This is a genomic window from Nocardioides sp. S5, from assembly GCF_017310035.1.
Lineage (GTDB): Bacteria > Actinomycetota > Actinomycetes > Propionibacteriales > Nocardioidaceae > Nocardioides.
In genome coordinates, this window is sequence record NZ_CP022296.1 from 2,576,364 (window position 1) to 2,601,024 (window position 24,661).

A 24,661-nucleotide genomic window follows, 5' to 3' on the forward strand; every position below is an offset into this window, starting at 1 on the left:
TGTCGGCCCCGGCAGGGCTTGTCTGTTCTGGTGGCCAGGCCGGGCGGGCGTGACCTCATAGGACCCTGAAGAAGTTCCCGTCGCTGTACTGTCCGCCCGACCTGGAAGGTCATCTTTCACACGATGGTGAAGGAGACATTTCCAGCATGAGTGATGTGTCTGTTGAAGAACAAGTTCTTGATGGGGCCGGCGTGGTGGTGGGTGTTGACACCCACCAACTGGTCCATGTCGCGGCCGTGATCGACGCTCGTTTCGGCCGGCTGGCAGATCGTGAGTTCCCCGCGACCAGGGCTGGCTTTGGCGAACTGGTGTCGTGGGCCGCGACCTACGGTCCGGTCCTCGCGGTCGGAGTGGAGTCGACCGGTTCCTACGGTGCGGGGCTGACCCGCCACCTGCTCACTCACGGGGCGGGTGCGTTCGAGGTGTTCGAGGTCAACCGGCCGGAAAGGGCCACCCGGGTCAGACACGGCAAGTCCGACCCGCTCGACGCCTACTCGGCAGCCGAGCAGGTCCTGGCCGGGCGCGCGAGCGGTCGGCCGAAGGTCAAGACCGGGATCGTGGAGGCGATCCGCGTGATCAAGGTCCCCCGCGATGCGGCGGTCAAGAACCGCACCGCCGCGTACAGCCAGCTGCGTGACCTGATCACCGCTGCATCCGGGCGCCTTCACGACGACCTGATCGGGCTGAGCGGGAAGAAGCGGGTAGCCAAAGTCCTGGCCATGCGCCCCGACCCGAGCCGGGTCGCTGATCCCGACCACGCGGTGCGCCATGCACTACGAGCGCTGGCGCGACGCATCGCCTACCTCGACGGCGAGATCGCTGAGGCCGACAAGCACCTGGCGACCCTCGTGCAACAGGCCTGCCCGTCCTTGCTTGCCATGGCCCAGGTCGGAGTCCAGACCGCCGCCCAGTTGGCGATCAGCACTGGCGAGAACATCGACCGGATGCGGTCCGAAGCCAGCTTCGCCAAGCTCGTCGGGGTTGCTCCGCTTCCCGCCTCTTCCGGCAAGACCCGCCGCCACCGACTCAATCCCGGGGGCGACCGCCAAGCCAACTCCGCGCTCTACATGATCACCGTCGGACGGATGGGCCGCCACGAGGAAACCCGCGCCTACGTCGAGCGACGGCGCGCCGAAGGACTATCCACCCCCGAGATCATCCGCTGCCTCAAACGCCACCTCGCCCGCAGCGTCTACAGAGCCCTCCGAACAGACCTCATGACCACTTGACGCGGCATAGGACCGTCGCCGATCCGTGTCGAGGTGCGCGAAGCAGACGGCTCGACGTTCACCGACATCGTCACAGCGGAGTCTCCAGAGGTACGACTGTCCGATCCTCCCCGGTCAGCCACCAACGCACCTGACCCGACGGCAGCTCAGATGCCTGGGCAGACGGCCGGTGGACGGTTCCTTCCCCTCGAGGACGTCGCCGTAGCTGTCGTTGTCGCGCGCCAGACCGCGAGCGAGGACGGCGTGGCCAACCTTCGCCTCCCGGCTGCTCTCCTCGAAGCCCACGCTGGTCGTCTCGTTCTGGTGGGACAGCAGTCCGGGGCCGTCGTGGTCAGCGGCTTCTCGGGATGAACCCCCGCGGTTGCGGAGCCGACGATGAGCTGGTCAACCTCGGTCTCGTCCTCGTCGCAGCGATCGGTGTCATCGCAGCGACCCTTCGGCTGGCAGGTTCCGCGGCGGCCTGGCTTTCCGGCGCTGGTCAGCCGGAGCGTGGCTGGCAGGCAGGATTGCAGGTCCTCGGCGACCCAACACGTCCTGCCGAGGCTCTGGGATCGACTGGTCTCGTGGCGTGGGTCTACTGGGTCGTCCTCGCTCTGATGGTGGCCATCGTCGTCGCCAGCTCACTCGTGCTGTGGCGACGCATGGGGATGATCCAGCATCGGATGTCGGTCGACCCGCGGCGCCTGGCGGGGGTGGCGACAGGTCGCGACGTACGGGCCTTCGCCTCGCGCAAAGCCTTGCTGGCCCGCGGCAAAGCACTTCGACCGTCGCTGGACCGACCGAAACCGTCGGAGGTCGGCTACCGCCTCGGCCGCTCGCGTGGCCACGACGTATGGGCCTCGGTCGAAGACTCCATCCTGGTGCTCGGCCCTCCACGATCCGGAAAAGGCCTGCACGTGGTCGTCAATGCGATCCTCGACGCCCCGGGGGCCGTCATCACCACAGCGACCCGACCGGACAACGTGGCAGCGACCATCCTCGAGCGCCAGCGACGCGGGCCCGTCGCCGTCTTCGACCCGCAGCGTCTCGCCGATGGGCTACCCGCCGGCCTGCGCTGGTCACCCGTCCGAGGATGCAGCGATCCCCTGACCGCGATGATCCGAGCGACCGGGCTCGCGTCGGCCACCGGCCTTTCGACCGGCGGTGTCGAGTCCGGCGGCTTCTGGGAGGGCAAGACCCGCACCGCGCTCCAGTCACTGCTTCACGCGGCGGCCATCGACAACCGAACCCCGCGCGAGCTGTTCGGGTGGACGCTCTCACCGTCCGCGGCCGCCGACGCGGTGGCCATCTTGTCCAGCGACCCGAAGGCGGCACCCGGCTGGGCTGAATCGCTCGAGTCGATGATCCATGCTGATCCCCGCACCCGCGACTCGATCTGGATGGGCGTCTCTCTCGCGCTGTCCTGCCTGGCGGACCCTCGCGTCCTCGACGCGGTCTCCCCCGATCCCGGCGAGAGCTTCGACCCGGCTGAGTTCCTCACCAACAACGGCACGCTGTACCTGCTGGCCACCGGTGCCGGAGCTGGCGCCTCCTGGTCGCTCGTCGCAGCCTTCATCGAGGACCTCGTCGAGACCGCCCGCCACCTTGCTGCGTCCTCCCCCGCCGCACGACTCGATCCGCCGCTGCTCCTCGCGCTCGACGAGATCGGCAACCTCTCACCCCTGCCGTCCCTGCCCATGCTTATGGCAGAAGGGGGCGGGACCGGCATCACGACCATGCCCGTCCTCCAGTCGCTGTCACAGGCCCGAGACAAGTGGGGCGATCACGCTGCCGGCGCGATCTGGGACGCCTCGATCGTCAAGGTCATCCTGGGTGGTGCATCGTCAGCGCGAGACCTCCAAGACCTCTCCGCACTGATCGGCGAGCGCGACGAACGCACCGACACCATCTCGATCGGCGACCACGGCTCGCGGTCGCTCCAGCGCTCAACGCGCCGGGTGCCGGTCATGCCGCCCGAGACCATCCGGACCCTCCCGTTCGGCAATGCCCTCGTCCTTCTACGCAGCGCCCCACCGCTGGTCACCGACCTGCACGCGTGGACGTCGCGGGAAGACGCAGAGAAACTGCGAGAAGAGCGCGCCCTCGTCGAGGCCGCCCTCCGCCGTGGGTCTCGCGGCACACCTCACTGGTAGAGCGGATGCCACCCAAGGCGCCGCATGGCCTCAGGAGTCAGCCATGACGATTCCCACGCAGATGAGCCTGCACGGCTACATCGCCACCGCGCCAGAGCTCAGCTTCACCGACAAGGGCCACGCACGGTTCTACTGCCGGGTGGGCATCGAGCAGCACCGCAAGGAGGTCGACGGGTCGTTCACCAGACTCGACCTCGTCTACGCCGACCTAGTGATGTTCGAGCGCACCGCCGAGCGCGCGTACTCGCGGTTCAAGCCGGGCGACCGGATCATCGCCTCGGGCTACATCCACGAATACGAGCAAGAGCGACCCAGCCAGCCCAGCGAGATCCGCGAGCAGTTCGTCGCACGCCGCATCGGACACGACAGTGCCTGGACCCGCTATGCCGTCGACCGCACGCCGGCGAAGCAGCCTGAGGCGCCGCACAACGAGATGACGGTGGTCAACGAGCCCACGCCAGCCATCACTCTCTGACGGGGTTGCCACTCATGAGCGCTGACCTGGATCGATCGGATTGGCAGGGGCTCTGGGGACCGGACTTCGATCAGGAAGACGACGCCACGTACGGAGACACCGGACACGAACTACGGTCCTCCGACTTCGACCCGGACGCCCCTCTGCGCTCTATCAACTGGAACCTGCTCTCGGCAGATGAGGCACTCGCGGAGTGGATGGATCTCGACGCTTGGGTCGACTGGCTCCGCAAGACCTTCGGCCTGTCCCCCGCCGTCGTACCGCCGCTGTGGCACCGCCACGACGAGCTGGTGTGGGAGCTCTCCGCCCTGCACACGCACTGGCTCAGTGCGTACGACCCCGACAGCTCGCCGTCGAGTCCGATCGGATGGCATCGCGACTTCGCCGAGGCCCGGCACCGGTTGCGAGAGTGGGTCTCGACCGCCGGATGCAGACTCGACCGCGACCGCCCCACGAGACAGACCACCTGGCCGGGCGAGGCACCAGCCGAGACCAGCGCCGAGGTGGAGATCACCGACCGGCGCGCGGACTTCGTTCGCTTCGTCGACGACGACCTGGCCACTCGACGCCTGGTCGAGGAGCGGGCTCGAGCGCTGGCGTCGCCCCATCACAGTCCGCCAATTCAGCATCCGTCCACAGGCCACGGATCTCGAACCGAGCCACACGAACTATGAGCGCACGGTGGTCGGATCGCCGGCTCGTCGAAAGGGAGAAGCACCATGCTGCTCGCCCACGCTGCTCTGCTCACAGAAGCTCGCTCCTACATCGCCGCGCTCGCAGACAACGCGAAGACTCTCGAAGCATCCTCGGCGTACGACCTCGCGCTCATCGAGCTGGACTGGCTCCACGGTGACCATGCCTTCGCGCTAGACGCCACGAGCCCCCCGGTGGACCGCGACGTCCTGACGACCCTCGCCACCTCCGCCGTCGAGCGGCTCACCACGCACGGCGTGGATGCGCTGCACGCCGAACTCCTGCTGGCCTCGCTCGAGGGTGCCCGCGCGCTGGACGTGCCCTGATGTACGGCGAGAACGGAGCGCTGCTGCGAGCCGAGCTGTCCGCACTCCTCGCACAGCACCGGATCCAGCTCAGGCTGGGCGGCGGGGGCAGTCCCTCAGTCCCTGTGACCACCAGCAGGGCGGACCGGGAGGAGATCGGCAAGCAGATCCGTAGATACCGGCAATCCGTTCTGGTGTGGTGCCAGCAAGCCTCACGGGCGGTCGCCCCGTACGCGTCCAGCAACCTCTCCCCCGCGGCGCCAACTCCATTTCGACTCCCGCCGACGCAGCACGGAGGACTGGCGTCCTTGAGGCTCGCCCTCGACCACACGGTAGAAACTTCAAGCGCGCGGCTACCCGCGCTGCACGAGCTGGTGGCGCCGCAGGAGCTGCCGCTGGTCGAGCACTGGCGGCAGGCTGCCCGGGGCGCGGCTCTTGGCGAGCACGACTTCGCCGCTGGACTTCATCACGAGAGCCTCGACGTCCCTCAGGTCCACACCCTCGTCGGCGACATCGCGGCCGTTGTCCGCGCGCTCGTGATCCTGGACCAGCGCTACAGGTCCATCCCGGGCTGGGAGAGACTCAGTAGGGCAGAGCGGCTCGGCTGGAGCGCCCTCGCGTGTGCACTGGACTCGAGCCTTGAGCCGCCCGGCTACGCGATAGACGCACTCGGCTGGAGGGCCCCGACGAACGTCATGCCAGGCCCAGCTCGTCCTGGACTGCTCGGCGTCCTCCAAGCCGAACGGAACCTCGCCGTTAGGCTGCGACCGCTGCCCAGCGCCATCAACCTGCGCCGCATCGTCCATTCACAGCAAGTGCTGTCTGGTGGTGTCGCCGAGCTCGCCGCGAACATCGACACCGGTCTCCGCGACCGGTGTCTCACACGTCAACAAACCTATGCCGACCTCCAGCGAGAGCTACGCGACGTCGGCTCCCTCATCGGTACCGGTGAACTCGCGGTCGCTGACAGCGCTGACGTCATCGGCAGGCTCAGTGCACTGCGACCGGACGTCGACCGTGACCTCCGGGTGCTTCGCGCATTCACCACGCTGTTCAACAAGATCGATACCCAGATCGCGGAGCACATCGAGTCCGGCATCGAGCGCAACGCCTACCTGCGTCGGGTCACTCTCCCCCGCCTCGTCGAAGACAGCGGCCAACTCGTCGCCCCCGTTCGAGAGCGCTTCACACCTTTCAGCGATGCGGCACTCAGCACCATGACGGCCCTGGTCCATGACCGCCTCCGGCCCTCGTTCAACCCGTCCGCTGCCACCCCAGGTGCGGCAAGGAGCCGGGCCGAACTCCACTCCGCCATTGTGCATCGACCGCAGTGCCGGAATGATGCTCTGGGCATCTGAATGAAGACACGGCCGACTTTTGCGTGGTAAGTCACCCACCTGGGCATCTCGGGCGCCCATGCGCGCCTGTGGCTCGGACACCAGCGTTGCCCCTCAGCCCCGGACTAGGCCTGTCAGAGAGCGCTGCACAGCGCCCACTATGACGCCGGTGCGGCCCTCCGCCGTGCAGTACTCGTGCCGGGCAACCAGTCAGCTAGATCCAAGTGTCAACCACGCCCATGCATCCTATGGATCAGGATTGTGGACCGAGTCCTAGCGCAGAGCGGATCTGCTCGTCAGCGAGCCCCCCGGCGATGGACCACTGCGTGATGACGACGTCGAACGATGTCGCCCAGGCATCGAGGGAATCCCAACCCAGGTATGCGGCTGTTCGCTCCGCAAGGAGCTTGACCACGAAAAGCGGAGCGATCGAGTGCCACGCCGCACTCTCCGTCCTGCGCCAATCGACTATCTCGTGCGGGAGCGAGTACTCATCCGGCAGCAGAGTCCGCGAGTCGCGTGAGTGTGCTACGGCTGACAGCGACCTGTACATTTCTCGACCCAGGTCTGGCAGCGCAATATCAACCATCCGGCTTGCCGACTCCGACCTAGAGCTTGTCGGACCGGGAAGCATTGGAGCCTGAAACCGCTCCGGCCTGTAAGAAGCGACTGGGAGCGCGCAATGGCGAGCGAAAGCGAGCAGTTCGGCGATGCTGCTTTCGTATTGCTCTCGTGGGTCTCCAGTCGTGGCGTTCGATGCCTCCTTCAGTTCTTCCAGGTGAAGGTTGAGGATCCGCCGGAGTCGTTCTTTAGGTTCCACTTCAATGTCGATAATGAAGGACCCCACTGAGGATGCTTCCAACAGCGTCCTCGAAAGAACCAGGGGTGCTCGAAGATGTGCCCCGGTTCCGACTAGCTCCGCTAGCGCCCGCAGATGGTCGATTACGGTGAAGAACACGCGGCGCAGGAACACGACACTCCACGCCGCCGGATTTCGACTCGGGTTGGTCTCGAGCCAATGGGTGCCGACTGGCTCGAACCCCTGGCAAAACTGCTCAACCAGCGGGGCAAAAAAGTCGACGTCACCAGCGGCCGGAGATCCAGCCGCAGGCAGCCACGCGTACGACCTCCCCGGGACCAGCCCACGCTTTGCCTCCTCCAGCTTGCGTGAGGTGTCCACGGTCTCGTACAAGAATCCGGCGAATGGGCCAAGAGAGCTAGCCAGCTCGTCGCATCCCGGACGTCGCGCTGCGACCCGTTCACGCTCTCGGCCGGACTGTTCCAGCCTCGCCAAGAAATCTGCCGCATCGAACGGGTTCTCTGCCAGCGGTTCGCCTTGCGGATCGCTCAAGACGTTCCCCCTCCACTACTTCGGATCTGCAACGTCGCACGTTCGCAGCGCTCTGGGTGCGTCTCCTTCACCTGGACCCGCCGCAGGAGTGGTGTCAGATCGCCCCGCGTCATTGCGCCGCCTGTCGGGGGTGTCCGGGTCTGCCGATGAGTGTTAGTCGTCGATCAACCGGCTGGCACAAATTCGCGGTACCCGAACGCCACCGCGAGGGCCGTGGCGCCGCCGGAGCCGAAGCCTAACGGCGGTCGTCACTGTGCTGATCGTGAACTCTTCGGAACGTCACCGAGGTCGATGCGCGCGGCCTGCAGGAATTGGTACCTCAGTTCTCGATACTGGTGGTGCCATCCCGACCATCGGTTCGCCCGAAGTACCTCAGGCTTTACCTCGCGCAGGAATCGGAACATCGCCTCGCCGCGCTCGATCGTCGCATCGCCGGCGATAAGTCGAAGGGAGTCCAACCCCTTCTGCGCTTCAAGTGGCTGGATCTTACGGAGCGACAATCTGAACGTAACGGAATCTCCAGGGAGGCCGCTGTCTAGCGGCGCCTGTGCTGCTTGCCTAGCCATCCGAACCTCTAGAAAGAGGCCGTGCATCGATGACAAGAACTCTGTGTAGATTCGCCGTCGGTCGGTTCGGAGGACCTCGGTTGCGCGACGTCGATCCTGGGTTCGCTGGCTCAGGTAGGTGGTTCCGGCACCAAGCACGGTTCCACTCAATGTTCCGAGAACGACCACCCAGTCCGACACCGCAGCCTCCTCATGCCTGCGGAACGACGCTAATGACTGCATGGTCGTTCGCGGTCTGGGTAACCATCTATCCCTAATCCCGGATCCACCGATGAACTTGGTCTGGTGAGCGCGCCGTAAACGAGAATGCCCTTGTGTAGCGGGAGAATCGGAGTTCTTGAGGCAACGATTCGACCGAACACAAGGGACATCTCTGAGGTGAAACTCTCTCACACGTCGCGGGCGACGTCGGCGGTCTTCGATGATCCGAATCTCGTGTCGGCCGGTGGTCTGGTTCCGGTGCTCGCGTTGGCCGAGTCCGCTGGGCTGCGTGATCTGGCGGATCAGCACTTGACGGTGCCGGGCGACAAGGGCGCGAACGCCGGGTTGAAGGTCGCCTCGCTGGTCGGTGGGATGGTCGCTGGTGCCGATTCGATCGATGACATGGCGCTGTTGCGTCACGGCGGCATGGGGAGGGTATTCGCCCGCGCCTACGCGCCTTCGACGTTGGGTTCCTTCCTGCGGGCGTTCACCTTCGGGCACGTGCGTCAGCTCGACGCGATCGCGTCGAGGTTCCTCATCGCGCTGGCAGGACTCACCGAGCTGTTGCGTCCGTCAGCCGAGGTGAGCCCGGATGCAGACGCGAGTGCTGACTACGCGTTGCTCGATGTCGACGACACGATCATCGAGGTCCATGGCCACGCCAAGCAGGGCGCCGGGTTCGGCTACTCAGGTGTCCGTGGCCTCAACGCCCTGCTCGCCACCCTCACCATCGCCGGCGCCGTCCCGGTGATCGTGGCCCAACGGCTCCGCAAGGGCTCGACTGGGTCACCACGCGGTGCGAAGCGACTGGTCGGCGATGCGGTGCGGACCGCCCGACGACTGCTCGACAAGTCCCACCCGGTCCTAGTGCGGATGGATTCGGCGTTCTACGGCCGCGGACCAGTTCACGCCGCCCTCAAGGGTGGGGCCGCGGTGTCGGTGACCGTGCGGATGGACAAGCGGGTCAAGGCCGCCATCGCCACCATCGACGACGATGCGTGGACCACCATCGAGTACACCGATGCCGTCTTCGACGAAGCCAGTGGCCGGTGGGTCTCACGGGCCGAGGTCGCCGAGATCGGTTTCACCGCGTTTGCCGCCCAGAAGAAGACCGACCACGTGCCGGGCCGGCTGGTGGTCCGGCGGATCCCGGACTTCAACGCCGAGAAGAACAAGGCAGCCGGCCAAGACACCCTGTTTGACACCTGGCGGTTCCATGCGTTCTTCACCACCACCGACGCCGACGTGCTCGACACCGTCGCCGCCGATGCGATCCACCGCCATCACGCGGTCATCGAGCAGGTCCACGCTGACCTCAAACACGCAGCGTTGGCGCACCTGCCGTCCGGGGTGTTCACTGCCAACGCGGCCTGGTTGGTGCTCGCCGTGATGGCGTTCAACCTCACCCGAGCCGCCGCCAGCCTCACCCACCCGCAGATCGCGAAGGCCACCACCGCCACGATCCGTCGCAAGCTGATCACCGTGCCAGCACGGGTCGCGACCTCAGCACGACGGGTCACTCTGCATCTGCCACAAGCCTGGCCCTGGGAGACCGCCTGGACTGCCTTGTTTGACCGAGTCAGCGACCCGCCACCCGCCCTCGCGGCCTGACCAACCAGCAGCCACAGCTGCGCGACGAGGAACAACGTGGAACACCCCGGACAGTGAGGTCCGGCAGATCATCGCGCCCCGGCGCCCTCACCCGGAACCGACCACCATCACCTCATCCCGGCCATGCCGATCGGTGGATCCGGGCTAATGTATGGGGGGCCGATCCGCTTGATCATGTCGGCGTGACCGACAGGTAACGGCATCTGAGGGGCACGCCCCGAGCGGCGAAACGGTGAGAGCGGCGATCGCGTATCGGCCGTCCAGACCCACTGCCATGGAGTGCGTCCTTTCGCCGCGATCGCGCCAGGGCCTCGACGGGCGTTAAGCCTCGCAAGTCAAACTCAGACTTGGTGCTTGATCCATGCGACCGCCGTCATGCGCCGCCGCCTTGATCCTCAGCGAGGGAAAGCGCCGGGAGACGGTCGACGATCCGCATCGTCTCGACGCTGACCGTCACCACGCGGGCGAGGAGGTCGAGGATGTACCGCGGATCGCCGACCTCGCGTGACCAGTCGTTGGGGTCGTTAACGATGCCGGACGCCTTGTCTGTCTTGATCCAGTAGCGGTCGATGATCCACTCGACCGCGGAACGCGAACCCAGTTGGTAGCGGTAGGCGTCCTCGGGGACCCCCGAGAGGGTGATCCGGTCGTTGTAGTGGATCACCGCCCGGTCCTTGCCCTTGTCGCCGAAGCGCATCTTCTTCCCACTCACAGCGAAGAAGTCGTAGGGGTCGCCCTGGACTGCCGCCTCGAGACCCTCGAGCCGGTAGGGCGTCACGGTCTCGTAGCCGATGTGCAGGTCGCTCAGTGCCCGACCTGCAGTGGCGAACGCCCGCGCATCCGCGGGTGTGCTGACCAGAGGGATCCGGGGAAGCATCTTCTTCAGGTCCGCGGCATAACGGTCGCGGTAGTTGGGAGAGTGCAGCAGGCCGTAGACGTAGAAAAAGACGTCGTCCTTGGTCCACTTGGAGTCGTACGCCGCCTGCCAGCGACGGAGCGCCTCGTCAGTGACGTTGTCGATGCGGCGATACCCGTCTAGTACCTCCGAGTCGTTGGCACCACGGAGGTCAAGGGTGCCCTCTTCGGCTGCGGGTTCCCAAGTCCAGCGCGGAAAGAACTGTCCGCCCGAGCCCGCTCCTGTCGTGTGGAGATCGAACAAGGTATCGAGCATGAGAACGGAGAACGGGTTGGCGGATGATGCGCCCACGCAATAGAAGCCCAAGGCAGGGTGGGAGTCGGACGGCGACGTCCGAGGGGTAGCGCCGAGCCGGTTGTTTAGCACCGGGTCTACGTAGAGCCATTGACGGGTGAAGGGTCGATAGAGTGCTTTGCGGACCGAGGTCGCTGTGAAGGAAACCTGTCGTCCGCGGGCAAGATGCTTGCGGATGTCGCCGCCCCAGCTGCCTCGGCTTAGGTCGGCTTCGGGTTCGGCTGCGCCAAGGTTGTCCATATAGAAGTCGATGTGGCGCCTCACGTGCCGTTCGAGGTCCGTTTGCGACGACGCGTAGACCCAGGAGTCGCGGGCGGTGCCGACCCCTAGGCCCGTCGATGCAAACACCCCACCCGCCGTAAGGCCCAGGAAGTGAGGGAAGTCCTGAGCTCGCTGACTAGCCCAGTCGCCGTCGATGTTTGGAGTGATCAGAGCAGGCTCGAGATTGGTGACAGCGCCAACCTGAGCAATTTTCGCCAGCTTCTCTTCACGGGTGAGATAGTCGCCAATGTCGGTGTACCGGATGGTTGCGGGTGCATCAGATCCTGGCTTCTTCACCAGGACGGTGATGGCAACAGTGGCGCGCGAGCCGCCACCGAAGACCTTGCCTCCTTCGCGCTGCGATAGTTGACCAGCGGTGCGCTGGTTACCTCGCAGGTTAAAGATGTGGATCGTGGAGAACTCTTCCGAAAGACTCAAGCGCATCCCGTCCGCGGAGTTGGATTCCAGCCATCCTCCGTTAGTGACGAACGCGATGACACCGCGATCTTGGATCCGTAGCGACGCCCACTTGATCGCTCGGATGTAGGAGTCGTAGATCTTTGCCATCAGTTTCGCGTTCGAGCGCGCCGCGTACGTCTCCCGGATCGCCTGGTCGATCGTCGGATAGGCCTGGTTGGCGTTGTCGTCGTTGGCCGAGTCCTGGCCCACCGAGTAGGGCGGATTTCCGACGATCACAGTGATGGGCAAGGCCCGCTGGCGCGCGATGCGCTCGTTGTTCTCGGGGAAGATGTCGAGGTCGTCGCGGTCGCCGTCCTCATAGGACTGGAACGTGTCGGTGAGGACAAGACCGGGGAACGGCTCGTAGGGGTTGGTGACCTCTTCCGCGTCAAGGAAGCGCGGGCGGAGGGCGGCGTACGTCGTTTCGATATTGACCGCAGCGATGTAGTAGGCGAGCAGCAGCATCTCGTTGGCGTGCAGTTCATGAGCGTACTTACGCGCAAGGTCGTGCGGCTCGATGAGGCCGGAGGCCAGGAGGCGCGTGATGAAGGTGCCGGTGCCGGTGAAGCCGTCGAGGATGTGCACGCCCTCGTCGGTGAGGCCTTGCCCGAACTCGGCGCGGAGCACCTCGTCGGCGGACCGCAGGATGAAGTCGACGATCTCGATCGGCGTGTAGACGATGCCGAGCCGGTCGACCGTGCGCTTGAAGGCGGTGGCGAAGAAGGTGTCGTAGAGCTCGACGATCACCCGCTGCTTGCCCTCCGCGTCCTCCACGCCCTCGACACGGCGCCGTACGGAGTCGTAGAAGGAGTCAAGGGAGGCCTGCTCGGCGGCGAGGTTGTGCTCCTCCAGGGAGGCGAGCATCAGCTCCATGGTCCGGGCGACGGGGTTGTGCTGCCGGAAGTCGTAGCCGGCGAAGAGCGCCTCGAAGACCGGTGCGGTGATGAGGTGCTGGGCGAGCATCTCGATGGCCTCGTCGCGCGTGATGCCCTCGTTGAGGTTGCCGCGGAGGCCGGCGAGGAACTCCTTGAACTCCTTGGCCGAGTTGGAGTCGGGGTCCTTGAGGAGTCCGTTGATCCGGGTGATGTGGGCCTGGGCGATGTCGGCGACGTCCTTGGCCCAGGTCTCCCAGTACTTTCGTTCGCCGACCTTCTGGACGATCCGCGCATACATCGCGTCACGAAACCCGTCGAAGCCGTAGTCGAGGGCGAGCTGCTCGCTGTCGGGCTCGGGTGGCTGGCCGGGGCGGTCGGTCCCGGGAGTGACGTCGATGATGCGCAGGCGGTCGGGCCGGCGCTTGTTGAGCTCGATCTGGTTGATCATGGCGTGGAAGCGCTCGTCGTGGGAGCGCAGTGCCTGGAGCACCTGCCAGACCACCTTGTAGCGCTCGTTGTCGCGCAGCGCGTCCTCGGGCGCGACGCCGGAGGGCACCACGATCGGCAGCACGATGTAGCCGAGCTGCTTGCCGGGGGCCTTGCGCATCACACGGCCCACAGACTGGACCACGTCGACCTGCGAGCCGCGCGGGGTCAGGAACAGCACGGCGTCCAGCGCAGGGACGTCCACGCCCTCGGACAGGCAGCGGGCGTTGGTGAGCACCCGGCACGTGCCCTCGGGCGTCTCCTCCTTGAGCCACGCCAGGTGGGTGTTGCGCTCGTGGATGCCCATGGTGCCGTCGACGTGGGCAGCCTCCACGCGGAGGTCGGACCGTTCGTCCGTCTCGTCCTGGCGTGCTCGGTCGACCATCACCGGGAACGACGCGGCCGCCAGCTTAGAGGCCTTGATGTCCTTGGCGAAGGCGACCGCACGGCGCATCGGCTCGTCGACGTCACCCTTCAGGTCCGCGGGACCGAAATGCTTGCGCATGCCGTTCCAGCAGCCGATCAACTTGGCGGCGTCGCCCAGCGCGATCTCACCCGACTGGGCCATCGCAGACTGGAAGTGCTCAGCGACGTAGGACTCGTCGACCGACAGGACCAGCACCTTGTAGTCGGTGAGGAGGTCGGCCTCGACCGCGTCCCCGAATCCGAGGCGGTGCAGCTCGGGTCCGAAGATCGTCTCGTCACCCATGTCGGCGAGCACGGCCTCGGCGTCCGTCGCCTTCTTGCGAACGGCGTCGCCGAACACCCGGGGCGTGGCCGTCATGTAGAGACGTCGGTCGGCCTTGAGGTAGTCCCCGTCGTGGACCTTCACGAAGTGCGACTCGTCCTGCCCGGCCAGCGTCACGCCAGTGGTGCGGTGGGCCTCGTCGCAGATCACCAGGTCGAAGGCACCGACCCCGAGCCGTTGAGCCTCGGCGACAACCTCGATCGACTGGTAGGTCGCGAAGACGACGGTCATCCGCGGAAAGGCGTACCTCCCGCTGGCCATGCGAGCTGCGAGCGTGGCTGCATCGGTCGTCGCGGGCTCAGTCAGATCGACGGTCGAGAGGTCGGCGTCGTCGGAGACCTTGCGCCCCACACGGACGTCGGAGCACACCGCGAAGGGCCGGATGTCGACCTCGCGGTTGACCATCCACTCGCGCAGACTCTGACTCATCAGCTGGATGCTCGGCACCAGGAACAGCACCGAGCCACCCTCACCCACCAGGTCCTCGGCAATCCTCAGCGAGGTGAAGGTCTTGCCCGTGCCGCACGCCATGATCAACCGCCCACGGTCGGCGATGGCGAGCCCCCGGCGTACGTCGTCGAGCGCGCGCAACTGGTGCGGCCGAAGCGTCTTGGGACCGGTGGTGGGGAGCACCTCAGGGGTGGTCCACGAGTAGTCGGACCAGTCGATCCCGGCATCCTCGAAGTAGCCCACGTCCACCCGCTGCACCGGGACCATCTGGCCTTCGAGCGTCTCGTCGGCGTTCTTCGACCAGCCCTTGGCGGTGTCGAAGATGTAGCGCGCGCTGAACTCGGCCTTGGAGGACGCGGAGAGGAAGGAGTCGATGTCGCCCTTCGCGACGGTGCTGTGCTCGTCGTAGAACTTGCACTGGATGGCAGCAAACGTATCCGTCTCGCGGACCCTGGCGACGAGATCAATGCCGGTGTCAGTGCGGGTGCCGCGCTCAGGCCACTCGGTCCAGGTCCAGACGTCGTCGAACTTCGCGGTCCACTCCGGGTCGGTGCGCAAGAACGACTGCACCAGACGCTCGAACTTGTCTCCCTTGTCCCGCTCATCGAGGGCCGAGGCCCGAAGGTCCTCCAGGACTTCGTGGATCGTCACCGACATGGGCGCGATTGTGCCTCACGCCCTCGCGAGCCGAGCACGAGACGTCGAATCCCATGACCGGTCGCTGATGTCCTGCCCCAGCCCGGAGCGACCGGCGCACCTCCTGGGTACCCACGACCGCCCAGGAGGCCCCATGCCGACCAAGCAGACGCACGCCAGTCCCCGCATCCCGCGACAGCGCGTGCTGCCCGTGTACCTCAGCATCGAAGAGGCAGCTGAGGTGATGTCGTTGAGCACGAAGACGATTCGTCGTCGCATCAGCGACGGCTCGATCCCGGCCTACCGATGCGGACGCCGCAACATCCGAATCCGCTTGGACGAGCTCGAGGCAGCCTTCCGAAAGCTTCCCTCTACCGGCCAGTGATGGACCCGTGATGGACACGTGATGGACACGCGGACCAAATCGAAACAGCCCCCGATCCTGCGTTACCGCAGGTCAGGGGCTGTTTGTGACTCGGTGGGCGATACTTGTCGGCGACGCCTGAAAACTGACCCCCTATCGACGGTCGAAAACTGACCCCCTCCGAGACCCTGACCTCACCAGCGGTGAGGCAGGAGGACGGGAGTGTTGTCAGTGGAGGACTGGGCAGAGATCCGCAGGTTGCACCGGGCCGAGGGGTTGCCGATCAAGATGATCGCCAGGACGTTGGGCGTCTCGCGCAACACCGTCCGTGCAGCGCTGGCGGCCGACGGGCCACCGAAGTACGTGCGGAAGCCGGTGGGGTCCGCGGTCGATGCGTTCGAGCCGCGGATCCGTGAGCAACTCCAGGCCGTGCCGACGATGCCGGCCACGGTGATCGCTGAGCGGATCGGTTGGGACCGTGGGATGACGGTGTTCAAGCAGCGGGTGGCCGAGCTGCGCCCGGCCTATCTGCCGCCCGATCCCGCGTCCCGCACCACTTATGAGGCAGGTGAGCTGGCGCAGTTCGACTTCTGGTTCCCCGACATCGAGCTCCCGGTCGGCTACGGCCAGACCCGGACTGCGAAGCGGCTGCCGGTGATGACATGCGTGACCGGCTACTCCCGCTGGTCCGGCGGCATCTTGATCCCCACACGCGAAGCCGAGGACCTGTACGCAGGCTGGTGGCACCTGCTGTCGACCCAACTGCAGGGTGTCCCCAAGACGCTGGTGTGGGACGGCGAAGGAGCAGTCGGCCGGTGGCGCGCACGACGACCCGAGCTCACCGGCCACTGCCAGGCGTTCCGCGGTGTCCTGGGTGCGAGTGTGTACATCTGCAAGCCCGCCGACCCCGAAGCCAAGGGGATGCTCGAGCGGCTGCACGACTACCTCGAGAGGTCCTTCCTGCCCGGACGGCGTTTCACATCGCCGGCGGACTTCAACGTCCAGCTGGCCGGGTTCTTCACCAAGGCCAACGCCCGGAAGATGCGGGTCCTGGGCTGCACGCCCGGTGACCGGGTCGACGCCGACCGGGCCGCGATGCTGCCCCTGCCACCGGTCCCGCCAGAAGTCGGCTGGCGCAAGACGCTGCGGCTTCCCCGCGACCACTACGTCCGCGTCGACTCGAACGACTACTCCGTCCACCCCGCTGTGGTCGGGCGCCGGATCGAGGTCCACGCCGACCTCGACCGGGTGTGGGTGACCTGTGAGGGCGCGGTCGTGGCCGACCACGCCCGGGTGTGGGCACGGCACCAGACCATCACCGAGTTCGAGCACACCGTTGCCGCCAAACACCTGCGCCACGGTCGCGCAGACCTGCTGCGGCCGGTCGCCGACGCCGTGACCGGTGAGGAGGTCGAGATCCGCTCACTCGGGTGCTACGACCTAGCACTCGGCCTCGTCGACGAGCCGGTCGACGAACTGGTCGTGGAGGAGGTGTCCTGATGGCCACCCGGACGAAGACGGCACCGAAGACCGGCCGCGATGTCACCAGCGAGCTGGAGTTCCTGACCCGGGCGTTGAAGGCACCCACCCTGCGCGAGTCGGTCGCCCGGCTGGCCGAACGTGCCCGCGAGGAGTCCTGGACCCACGAGGAGTTCCTGGCCGCCTGCCTGCAACGCGAGGTGTCAGCGCGGGAGTCCCACGGTGGCGAGGGCCGGATCCGCGCAGCCCGGTTCCCGGCCCGCAAGAGCCTCGAGGACTTCGACTACGACCACGCCCGTGGCCTGAAGCGAGAGACCATCGCGCACCTGGGCACCCTGGACTTCGTCGCCGGTAAGGAGAACGTCGTGCTCCTCGGCCCACCCGGCACCGGGAAGACCCACCTGGCCACCGGGCTGGCGATCCGGGCCTGCCAGGCCGGGCACCGGGTCCAGTTCGCCACCGCGTCCCAATGGGTCGATCGGCTCGCTGACGCCCACCACGCCGGCCGACTGCAAGACGAGCTGCGACGGCTGGTCCGCTATCCGGTGCTGGTCATCGACGAGGTCGGCTACATCCCGTTCGAGCCCGAGGCCGCCAACCTGTTCTTCCAGCTCGTCTCATCGCGCTACGAACGCGCCAGCCTCATCGTCACCAGCAACAAGAACTTCGCCCGCTGGGGCGAGGTCTTCGGCGACGACACCGTCGCCGCCGCGATGATCGACCGGCTCGTCCACCACGCCGAAGTCATCGCCTTGAAGGGCGACTCCTACCGGCTGAAGAACCGAGAACTCGGCCGCGTCCCCGCGGCCGCCAACGAAGAGAACTAGAGACCGAGGGGGTCAACTTTCAACCGTCGGAAAGGGGTCAGTTTTCGACCGTCGTTGACAATACTGGGTTCGAAGAGTGATTTGGGTTCGCTGGTCAGTCAGGCCCGTCATCTATTCGTCGGGGGGCAAGCGTCTCCAAGATCTCAGCTGTAATTGGATTCACGCGTTCGTCAGGTTCGATGTAGTGAGCTCGCGTTATCTCGGACGAGGTGTGGCCGAGCATTTCGGCGGCGAGGTCAGCTCCCCCGGCCCGGTCGACGACCGTTGCGACGGTCCGCCGGAACGAATGCGGGGTGACGCCATCGATGCCAGCTTCCTCGAGGATTGCACGCAGACGCCGTCGTACGTTGTTCGTGGTCAGCGGGGTGTGGTTGCGGCTGAAGAAGACCAGGTGCTCTGGATCCTCATTGGCGATCACGACTAGACGTTGCCGCAACACCTCGGCGGTGAAGGTGGGGATCGAGATGGTGCGCCGTGACTTGGAGGTCTTCGGATGATCCTGGCGGTAGGTGGGCTTGCCTTTCGGAGAGATCACGGTGCCGCAGATCCGCACGGTGGGGGGCGAGCATGTGACGTCGACGTCGCGTTTCCGGATTGCCAACACTTCGCCGATGCGTGCCGACGTTCCCAGCATGACTTCGATGATCGCTTCGAGTTGCCCGTCAGGCTTGGGGCCGGAGAGCCCCTGTCCCCGGCGCCAGATCCTGACGGCTTGCCGGATGGCTTCGACCTGGGTGACGGTCAGCGCCATGACCGTCGAGGGCGGTGGCCGCAGCCGGGCTGTGCCGACGACCGGGTTGCGCGGGATGGCCTCGTAGCGCAGGGCCAGGCCCAGCGCGAGATTGAGCACGACCTTGGAGTGCTTCGCTCGGCTGTAGCTGATCTTGGCCTGTGCTTTCAGGAAGCGATCGATCTTGCTGATCGACATCTCTCGCAGCGTGTGGTGCTCGAAGGCCGGCATCACCAGGGTGCGCATGTCGCGCTCGTACAACTCGCGGGTGCTGGCGGCGATGCGGCCTTCGAGTTCGAGGTCTTCGAGCCAGACCTCGACGAGCTTGGCGAAGGTCGTGTCCGGTGAGAGCTCGCCCATCCCCGTGGCGTAGTGGCCGCGGTGGGCGATCTTCTCTTTCAGGTTTCTCTCGGCGGCCCTGTGGGTGGGCCCGGTGGCTTCGACGGGGCGCAGCTGTCCATCGTCGTCGCGAAACCGGGTCCGTGCCCGCACGCTTCCGTTCGGATTGGTCCGGAAATCGATCTGACCGAACGTGCCGATCGGGGTGCGCGGCCTAGCCACGTTGCGCTACCGATCCCCCGGGCCATGACCCGGTGAGGTCTCGCGATGATGCGCGAGCCAGTCGCGTACGTCGCTGACTGCGAACTTCAGCGAACGTCCCACCCGGATGGCGCACGGGCCTTTGCCCGCCACCCGCCAGTCGTAGATCGTTGTGACGGGCACCCCGAGGTATTCGGCGAGCTCTTCGATGTTCATCAGCGGCTCCAGGCCGCGTTCGGTAGTGATGTCGGTGCTCATACCGATGAGGTGGGCAGAGCGTTCCGAGACGACCGGGGCGGTCCGTGAGGGGTCCGTGGTCGTCACCGCGATCGGGCCATCGAGGGCCACGCGAACGGAGTTTGTGGAGAGTTTCTGGAGAGCGGTTCAAATCTTCGAGTCTTTCCTGAACGGAAACCCGCGACTCTCCGAGACCGAAACCCCGCTCTGACCAGCATGTTTGCTGGCCAGAGCCGGATTCAATCGGTCGGGCTGACAGGATTTGAACCTGCGACCCCCTGACCCCCAGTCAGGTGCGCTACCAAGCTGCGCTACAGCCCGAACGCTCCCGGCACGAGGCCTGCGGAGCGGTCCGAACACTACCGCAGCCCCCACGCAGCAACGGAATCGCCCCGCCCATCCGCCCGGACGGGGGTGGACGCGTAGTCCGTTGGAGCCATTTGCCGGGCTTTCCCGCCCCGACCCCCGACTCGCGCCACAAGATGAACTGTCAACCGTGGGGGTTCACATGTCATCACTGCCGCGCCGAGCCGGCATCGTCCTGGCCGTCGTCGCCACGACGGTGTGCTTGGCTGCCGTGCCGGCGGAGGCCGCACCCGAGACCTCCGTGCGTGAGGGCGCCCAGGCGGAGGCGCTGGCACAGGCCATCGAGGTCCAGGATCAGCTCCGCGAGCGCCAGCAGACGCTGCTGTCACTCAACCGCCGCGCCGACGCGCGGGACCGCGCGCTGCTGGGCCGCAAGGCAGTTCTCGCGACGTACGGCTACCGCGGCGACCCCGAGCGGGTCCGCGCCGTGCTGCCGTTGGCGACGTACCGGCTCTCCGCGGGCTACGGTCTCACCGGGCCGATGTGGGAGGCTGAGCACGGCGGCCAGGACTTCAGCGCGTCGCTGGGCGAACCGATCGTGGCCATCGCCGCGGGGACCGTCACCGAGGTGGCGTACGCCGGTCCCTACGGGCTGCGCACCATCGTGACGCTCCCCGACGGCACGGAGGTCTGGTACTGCCACCAGGCCGAAGCCTCGGTGTACGCCGGCCAGGTGGTCGACGTCGCCGAGCAGATCGGCACCGTGGGCTCGACGGGCAACTCCACCGGCCCGCACCTTCACCTCGAGGTGCGACCCGGCGCCGCCGGACCGACGGACCCGCTCGCCTGGCTGAGCGCCGAAGGGGTCACCCCCTGAGCGCTGCGGCCGTCAGCGCTTGCGCTTCTCGCGCGGTTTCTGGTTGATGATGATGGGCGTGCCGACGAAGCCGAACTCCTCGCGCAGGCGTCGCTCGATGAAGCGCTCGTAGGCCGCGTCGAGCTTGCCGCTCGTGAAGAGCACAAAGGTCGGCGGCGCGGTCGAGGGCTGCGTGGCGAAGAGGATCTTCGGCTGCTTGCCGCTGCGCACAGGGTGCGGGTGCTCGGCGACGAGGCGGCCGAGGAACGTGTTGAGGGCCCCGGTGCCGATGCGCGTCTCCCAGCCCTCCAGCGCCTTCTCGATCGCCGGCACGAGCCGGTCGACGTGCCAGCCGGTGCGGGCGGTGAAGTTGATGCGCGGTGCCCACGTGAGCTGCACGAGGTCGCGCTCGATCTCGCGCTCGAGGTAGTGACGGCGCTCCTCGTCGACGAGGTCCCACTTGTTGAAGGCGATGACCATCGCGCGGCCCGCGTCGCGGATCGTCTGGATGATGCGCATGTCTTGCTCGGACACGGTCTGGCTGGCGTCGAGCACCAGCACGGCGACCTCGGCGCGGTCGATCGCGGTCGTGGTGCGCAGCGAGGCGTAGTACTCGTGGCCCGAGGCCTGGTTCACGCGCTTGCGGATGCCTGCGGTGTCGATGAAGCGCCAGGTGCGGTCGCCGAGGGTGATCAGCTCGTCCACCGGGTCGACGGTGGTGCCGGCGGCGTTGTCGACGACGACGCGGTCCTCCTTGGCCAGCATGTTGAGCAGGGAGGACTTGCCGACGTTGGGCTTGCCGACGATCGCGACGCGCCGCGGTCCGCCGACCTCGTCGAAGGACTGCGCCGGGGTCTCCGGGAGCGCGGCCAGGATCGCGTCGAGCATGTCGCCGGAGCCGCGTCCGTGCAGCGCGGAGACGGCCCACGGCTCGCCCAGTCCGAGGTTCCACAGCCCGTAGGCCTCGGCCTCGGTGCGGGCGTCGTCGACCTTGTTGGCAGCCAGCACGACCGGCTTGCCCGAGGCCCGAAGGATCCGTACGACGGCCTCGTCGGCGTCGGTGATGCCCACGGTCGCGTCGACCACGAAGAGCACGGCGTCGGCCAGGGTCACAGCCACCTCGGCCTGGGCGCGGATGCTCTCGGCCATGCCGCGGGCGTCGGGGTCCCAGCCACCGGTGTCGACCACGGTGAAGGCACGCCCGGCCCAGTGGGCGTCGTAGTAGACGCGGTCGCGGGTCACGCCGGGGCGGTCCTCGACGACGGCCTCACGACGGCCGATGATGCGGTTGACGAGGGTGGACTTGCCCACGTTGGGGCGGCCCACCACGGCCAGGACCGGGGTCGGACCGTTGTCGGCCTCGACGCTGTCGACGTCGTAGTCACTCATGCGTGATCACAGCTCTCTCATGCTTCGACGAGCCCGGATTCGGGGTCGTCATCGGATTGTCCCGCAGGTGAGGGCTCGGACAACGATCGGCGCGTCTGCGAGAGGGCACTGTCCAGCTCGGACAGCAGGTGCTCCCGCAACAACGCCGCCGTGGCGCCCACCTGTTCCCGGGTGCGGGGCCAGGGCTGCTGTGGCGTGCGCCACGGACGCCCGAACACCACGTCGACGGCCTCACCGCGGGCAGGCAGCGAGCTGCCGGGCGCGCCTCGGGTGCCGGTGAAGGTGACCGGGACGACCGGGGCCCCGGTGACCATCGCGAGGTAGGCGGCACCGGGATGGCACCGCTCGAACCTCCCGCTGCTGCGGGTGCCCTCGGGGAAGATGCCGACCACTCCCCCGTCGCGCAGCACGCGCAGGGACGACCGGACCGCGCCGGGATCGGCGTGGAGTCGGTCCAGCGGGATCTGTCCGGTGCGCCGCAGGAAGCCGCCGAGACGACCGTCGAACATCTCGCGCTTGGTCAGCGCATGGACCGGACGCGGGGACAGCACAGCGAGCAGCGGGCCGTCGACGATGCCGACGTGGTTGGCGGCGAGGATCACGCCACCGACGGCGGGCACGCGCTCCGCGTGGTGCACCGCGACCCGGTAGCGCCGCCGGACCAGCCAGCCCGAGACCGGGCGCAGCGCCCCGAGCATCCGGGTGGCCGGGTGCTCCGCACTGCTCGCGGGGAGGTCGACCCTGCTCACCTACGTTCCGCCGCGGCCTGCTCCGCGAGCGCGACGATGCGGTCGATGACCTCGGGGAGCGTGAGGTGGGTGCTGTCGACGTGGACGGCTCCCTCGGCCATGGTCAGCGGTGCGGTCGCGCGACCGGAGTCGATGCGGTCGCGCTCGAGGAGCGACTGCTGCGTGGTGGCGACGTCGGTGCCGCCCTGCTCGGCGGCACGGCGTACGGCGCGGGCGTCGGGGTCGGCGCTGAGATAGACCTTCACCTCCGCCTCCGGCCACACGACCGAGCCGATGTCGCGGCCCTCCACGACGATGCCGCCGTCGCCGATGACCCGGCGCTGGAGCTGAAGCAGCAGGGCCCGCACCTCGGGGACGGCGCTCACCGGGCTGACGGCCGCGGTCACGTCCTCGCCACGGATCTCGACCGAGACGTCGGTGCCGTCGACCGTGATGGTCGGGGCCAGCGGGTCGGTGCCGGAGTCGATGCGCGGACGGCCGGCGGCAGCAGCCACGGCCTCCACGTCGCGTACGTCGACGCCCTCGCGCAGCAACCACCACGTCATGGCGCGGAACATCGCGCCGGTGTCGAGGTAGCGCAGGCCGAGGCGCTCGGCCACGCCGCGCGAGGTGCTCGACTTGCCCGATCCGGACGTGCCGTCGACGGCGATGACGATGGACGGTGTCTCGGCGCTGCTCACGGGCGAGAAGATTACCGGTGAGTCGTCCACCCGCGGGATTCGAGAGCGGCGAGCAGGTGCTCGGCCCGGCCCCGGTCGACCACCAGCTCGGTGAGGCCCACCGGACGGCCCGGGTCGTGGTCGATGTGCACGTCCTCGATGTTGACCCCGATCTCGCCGGCATCGCCGAAGAGCCGGGCCAGCTCGCCGGGGTGGTCGGGCACGGAGACGAAGACCGACCGGGTCGGGCGCGCCGGACCGCCGTGCTTGCCCGGGATCGCCGCCGTGCCGGCGTTGCCGCGCGCGAGGATCTCGACGAGGTCCGCCCCGGCGTCGTCAGCAACGGCCGTCATGAGGGCGTCCAGGTCGGCACGCACCTCACCGAGCAGGTCGAGCACCGCCCCCGCGTTGGCCTCCAGGATCTGCTGCCACAACGCCGGGTCGCTCGCAGCCACGCGGGTCACGTCGCGCACCCCCTGCCCGGACAGGGCCAGGTGCTCCTCGGGGGCGGCGGCGAGCCGCCCCGCGACGAGGACCGCTGCGAGGTGCGGCAGGTGGGAGATCCGCGCGACCGCACGGTCGTGCTCGTCGGGTGCCATCAGCCGGGGTGAGGCCCCGCACTCCAGCACCAGCGACTCCACCAGACCCACCGCGTCGGGGTCGGCCACGTCATGGGGGGTGATGGCCCAGGGGCGCCCGTCGAAGAGCGCGGCGCTCGCGGCGAGGGGGCCGGAGCGCTCGCTGCCGGCCATCGGGTGCGACCCGACGTAGCGCGCGAGGTCCGTGGGTCGGACACGGCCCGCGACCGCGGCGAGCGGTGCGGCCTTCACGCTGCCGACGTCGGTCACCACCGCGTCGGAGCGTCCGAGCGCGGCCACGATGGCGTCGGGGATCGCCGCCGGGGGCACCGCGACCACGACGAGCTGGGGACGCTCGTGCGACGACACGGCCCGTCCCGCACCGAGACCGGAGGCGGTGCGGAGGTTCTCCGCAGACGTGTCGCGCAGCACGACATCGAGGCCGAGGCGCCGGCACACCAGCGCGATCGAGGCACCGATGAGGCCGGCCCCGACGACCTCCACCGGGCCCGTGAGGGCCGGGAGAGGCCGCTCAGTCATGGCTCGTGGTCCGGGTGAGGTCGCGTCGCAGGTTGGCGGCCCCGTGGAGGTAGACGTGCGTGACGTCCGAGCGCGGGAGGTCGGTGTCGACGTGGGCCATCAGCCGGACCACGCGCGGCATCGAGCCCTCGATCTCGAGCTCACGCGCGCACACCAGCGGGACGTCGGAGAAGCCGAGCTGCCGGGCGGCGTACGCCGGGAACTCGCTGGTGAGGTCGCTGGTCGCGGTGAAGATGATCGAGATGAAGTCGTCCACCTCGAGGCGGTTGGCCTCCATCACGTCCGTCACGAGCTCGGCCACCCGCGCGAGCATGTGCTCGCGGGTGTCCTCCTCGAGCTGCGTCGCGCCCCTCACTGCCCTCACTGCCACGGGAGCACCCTA

General features: G+C 67.4%; 21 protein-coding genes and 1 tRNA gene. 11 read left to right on the forward strand and 11 right to left on the reverse strand.

The annotated features are described in order from the left end of the window. Positions 1 to 146: 146 nt before the first annotated feature. The 6 genes from CFI00_RS12730 to CFI00_RS12755 all read left to right on the forward strand — a co-directional run bounded on the left by CFI00_RS12730 (position 147) and on the right by CFI00_RS12755 (position 6,192). Positions 147 to 1,229, forward strand: a complete 1,083-nt coding sequence (locus CFI00_RS12730) for an IS110 family transposase (protein WP_207081523.1) — start codon at positions 147 to 149, stop codon at positions 1,227 to 1,229. A gap of 563 nt (positions 1,230 to 1,792) precedes the next feature. Further along, a complete protein-coding gene (locus CFI00_RS12735) occupies positions 1,793 to 3,361 on the forward strand; it encodes a TraM recognition domain-containing protein (protein ID WP_242532368.1) in 1,569 nt (522 codons plus the stop codon). Between the two features lie 43 nt (positions 3,362 to 3,404). After that, positions 3,405 to 3,836 carry a single-stranded DNA-binding protein gene (locus CFI00_RS12740; RefSeq protein WP_207081525.1) on the forward strand — a complete coding sequence of 144 codons (432 nt, stop codon included), beginning with the start codon at positions 3,405 to 3,407 and terminating at the stop codon, positions 3,834 to 3,836. A 14-nt stretch (positions 3,837 to 3,850) separates the two neighbouring features. After that, positions 3,851 to 4,510: a hypothetical protein gene (locus CFI00_RS12745; RefSeq protein WP_207081526.1), complete on the forward strand. Its 660-nt coding sequence runs from the start codon at positions 3,851 to 3,853 to the stop codon at positions 4,508 to 4,510. A gap of 45 nt (positions 4,511 to 4,555) precedes the next feature. Beyond that, entirely contained in the window at positions 4,556 to 4,855 is a 300-nt protein-coding gene (locus tag CFI00_RS12750; protein WP_207081527.1) for a hypothetical protein, read from the forward strand. Beyond that, positions 4,855 to 6,192 carry a hypothetical protein gene (locus tag CFI00_RS12755; protein WP_207081528.1) on the forward strand — a complete coding sequence of 446 codons (1,338 nt, stop codon included), beginning with the start codon at positions 4,855 to 4,857 and terminating at the stop codon, positions 6,190 to 6,192. Before CFI00_RS12750 ends, CFI00_RS12755 begins: the two co-directional genes overlap by 1 nt. Positions 6,193 to 6,424: 232 nt before the next feature. On the opposite strand, the gene CFI00_RS12760 is transcribed toward CFI00_RS12755, so the two are convergent. Together CFI00_RS12760 and CFI00_RS12765 are read right to left on the reverse strand one after the other, a co-directional pair. Next, entirely contained in the window at positions 6,425 to 7,522 is a 1,098-nt protein-coding gene (locus CFI00_RS12760; RefSeq protein ID WP_207081529.1) for a hypothetical protein, read from the reverse strand. 248 nt (positions 7,523 to 7,770) lie between these two features. After that, positions 7,771 to 8,268: a hypothetical protein gene (locus CFI00_RS12765; RefSeq protein WP_207081530.1), complete on the reverse strand. Its 498-nt coding sequence runs from the start codon at positions 8,266 to 8,268 to the stop codon at positions 7,771 to 7,773. A 198-nt stretch (positions 8,269 to 8,466) separates the two neighbouring features. Between CFI00_RS12765 and CFI00_RS12770 the strand changes: the two genes are divergently transcribed. Next, entirely contained in the window at positions 8,467 to 9,900 is a 1,434-nt protein-coding gene (locus CFI00_RS12770) for an IS1380 family transposase (protein ID WP_207081531.1), read from the forward strand. 373 nt (positions 9,901 to 10,273) lie between these two features. Here the strand turns inward: CFI00_RS12770 and CFI00_RS12775 are convergent, their stop codons facing one another. Next, positions 10,274 to 15,046 carry a type ISP restriction/modification enzyme gene (locus tag CFI00_RS12775; protein ID WP_207081532.1) on the reverse strand — a complete coding sequence of 1,591 codons (4,773 nt, stop codon included), beginning with the start codon at positions 15,044 to 15,046 and terminating at the stop codon, positions 10,274 to 10,276. A 133-nt stretch (positions 15,047 to 15,179) separates the two neighbouring features. Between CFI00_RS12775 and CFI00_RS12780 the strand changes: the two genes are divergently transcribed. The 3 genes from CFI00_RS12780 to istB all read left to right on the forward strand — a co-directional run bounded on the left by CFI00_RS12780 (position 15,180) and on the right by istB (position 17,695). Continuing rightward, positions 15,180 to 15,410, forward strand: coding sequence for a helix-turn-helix domain-containing protein (locus CFI00_RS12780; protein ID WP_207081533.1), 231 nt, complete (start codon positions 15,180 to 15,182; stop codon positions 15,408 to 15,410). A 201-nt stretch (positions 15,411 to 15,611) separates the two neighbouring features. Continuing rightward, positions 15,612 to 16,889, forward strand: coding sequence for an IS21 family transposase (istA, locus tag CFI00_RS12785; protein ID WP_207081534.1), 1,278 nt, complete (start codon positions 15,612 to 15,614; stop codon positions 16,887 to 16,889). Beyond that, a complete protein-coding gene (gene istB, locus CFI00_RS12790; RefSeq protein ID WP_207081535.1) occupies positions 16,889 to 17,695 on the forward strand; it encodes an IS21-like element helper ATPase IstB in 807 nt (268 codons plus the stop codon). Before istA ends, istB begins: the two co-directional genes overlap by 1 nt. Positions 17,696 to 17,789: 94 nt before the next feature. On the opposite strand, the gene CFI00_RS12795 is transcribed toward istB, so the two are convergent. The 3 genes from CFI00_RS12795 to CFI00_RS12805 form a co-directional block, all read right to left on the reverse strand. Continuing rightward, positions 17,790 to 18,986, reverse strand: a complete 1,197-nt coding sequence (locus CFI00_RS12795) for a site-specific integrase (RefSeq protein ID WP_207081536.1) — start codon at positions 18,984 to 18,986, stop codon at positions 17,790 to 17,792. A gap of 6 nt (positions 18,987 to 18,992) precedes the next feature. After that, positions 18,993 to 19,223 (reverse strand): helix-turn-helix domain-containing protein, encoded by a 231-nt coding sequence (locus CFI00_RS12800; protein ID WP_242532369.1) that lies wholly within the window; start codon positions 19,221 to 19,223, stop codon positions 18,993 to 18,995. 226 nt (positions 19,224 to 19,449) lie between these two features. Further along, positions 19,450 to 19,523, reverse strand: a tRNA-Pro gene (locus tag CFI00_RS12805). A gap of 187 nt (positions 19,524 to 19,710) precedes the next feature. On the opposite strand from CFI00_RS12805, the gene CFI00_RS12810 reads away from it, so the two are divergent. Continuing rightward, on the forward strand, positions 19,711 to 20,385 hold the full coding sequence (locus CFI00_RS12810) for a peptidoglycan DD-metalloendopeptidase family protein (RefSeq protein ID WP_207081537.1): 675 nt from the start codon (positions 19,711 to 19,713) through the stop codon (positions 20,383 to 20,385). Positions 20,386 to 20,397: 12 nt separating this feature from the next. On the opposite strand, the gene der is transcribed toward CFI00_RS12810, so the two are convergent. From der to aroH, 5 genes are read right to left on the reverse strand one after another with little or no spacing between them, the layout of a single operon-like run. Beyond that, positions 20,398 to 21,753 (reverse strand): ribosome biogenesis GTPase Der, encoded by a 1,356-nt coding sequence (gene der / locus CFI00_RS12815; protein WP_207081538.1) that lies wholly within the window; start codon positions 21,751 to 21,753, stop codon positions 20,398 to 20,400. Between the two features lie 17 nt (positions 21,754 to 21,770). Next, a complete protein-coding gene (locus tag CFI00_RS12820) occupies positions 21,771 to 22,502 on the reverse strand; it encodes a lysophospholipid acyltransferase family protein (protein WP_242532370.1) in 732 nt (243 codons plus the stop codon). Continuing rightward, positions 22,499 to 23,182 carry a (d)CMP kinase gene (gene cmk / locus CFI00_RS12825; RefSeq protein ID WP_242532371.1) on the reverse strand — a complete coding sequence of 228 codons (684 nt, stop codon included), beginning with the start codon at positions 23,180 to 23,182 and terminating at the stop codon, positions 22,499 to 22,501. Before cmk ends, CFI00_RS12820 begins: the two co-directional genes overlap by 4 nt. Positions 23,183 to 23,193: 11 nt before the next feature. Further along, positions 23,194 to 24,279 carry a prephenate dehydrogenase gene (locus CFI00_RS12830; protein WP_207081539.1) on the reverse strand — a complete coding sequence of 362 codons (1,086 nt, stop codon included), beginning with the start codon at positions 24,277 to 24,279 and terminating at the stop codon, positions 23,194 to 23,196. Further along, positions 24,272 to 24,649 (reverse strand): chorismate mutase, encoded by a 378-nt coding sequence (aroH, locus tag CFI00_RS12835; RefSeq protein WP_207081540.1) that lies wholly within the window; start codon positions 24,647 to 24,649, stop codon positions 24,272 to 24,274. The genes CFI00_RS12830 and aroH overlap by 8 nt, the downstream gene beginning before the upstream one ends. Positions 24,650 to 24,661 lie beyond the last annotated feature (12 nt).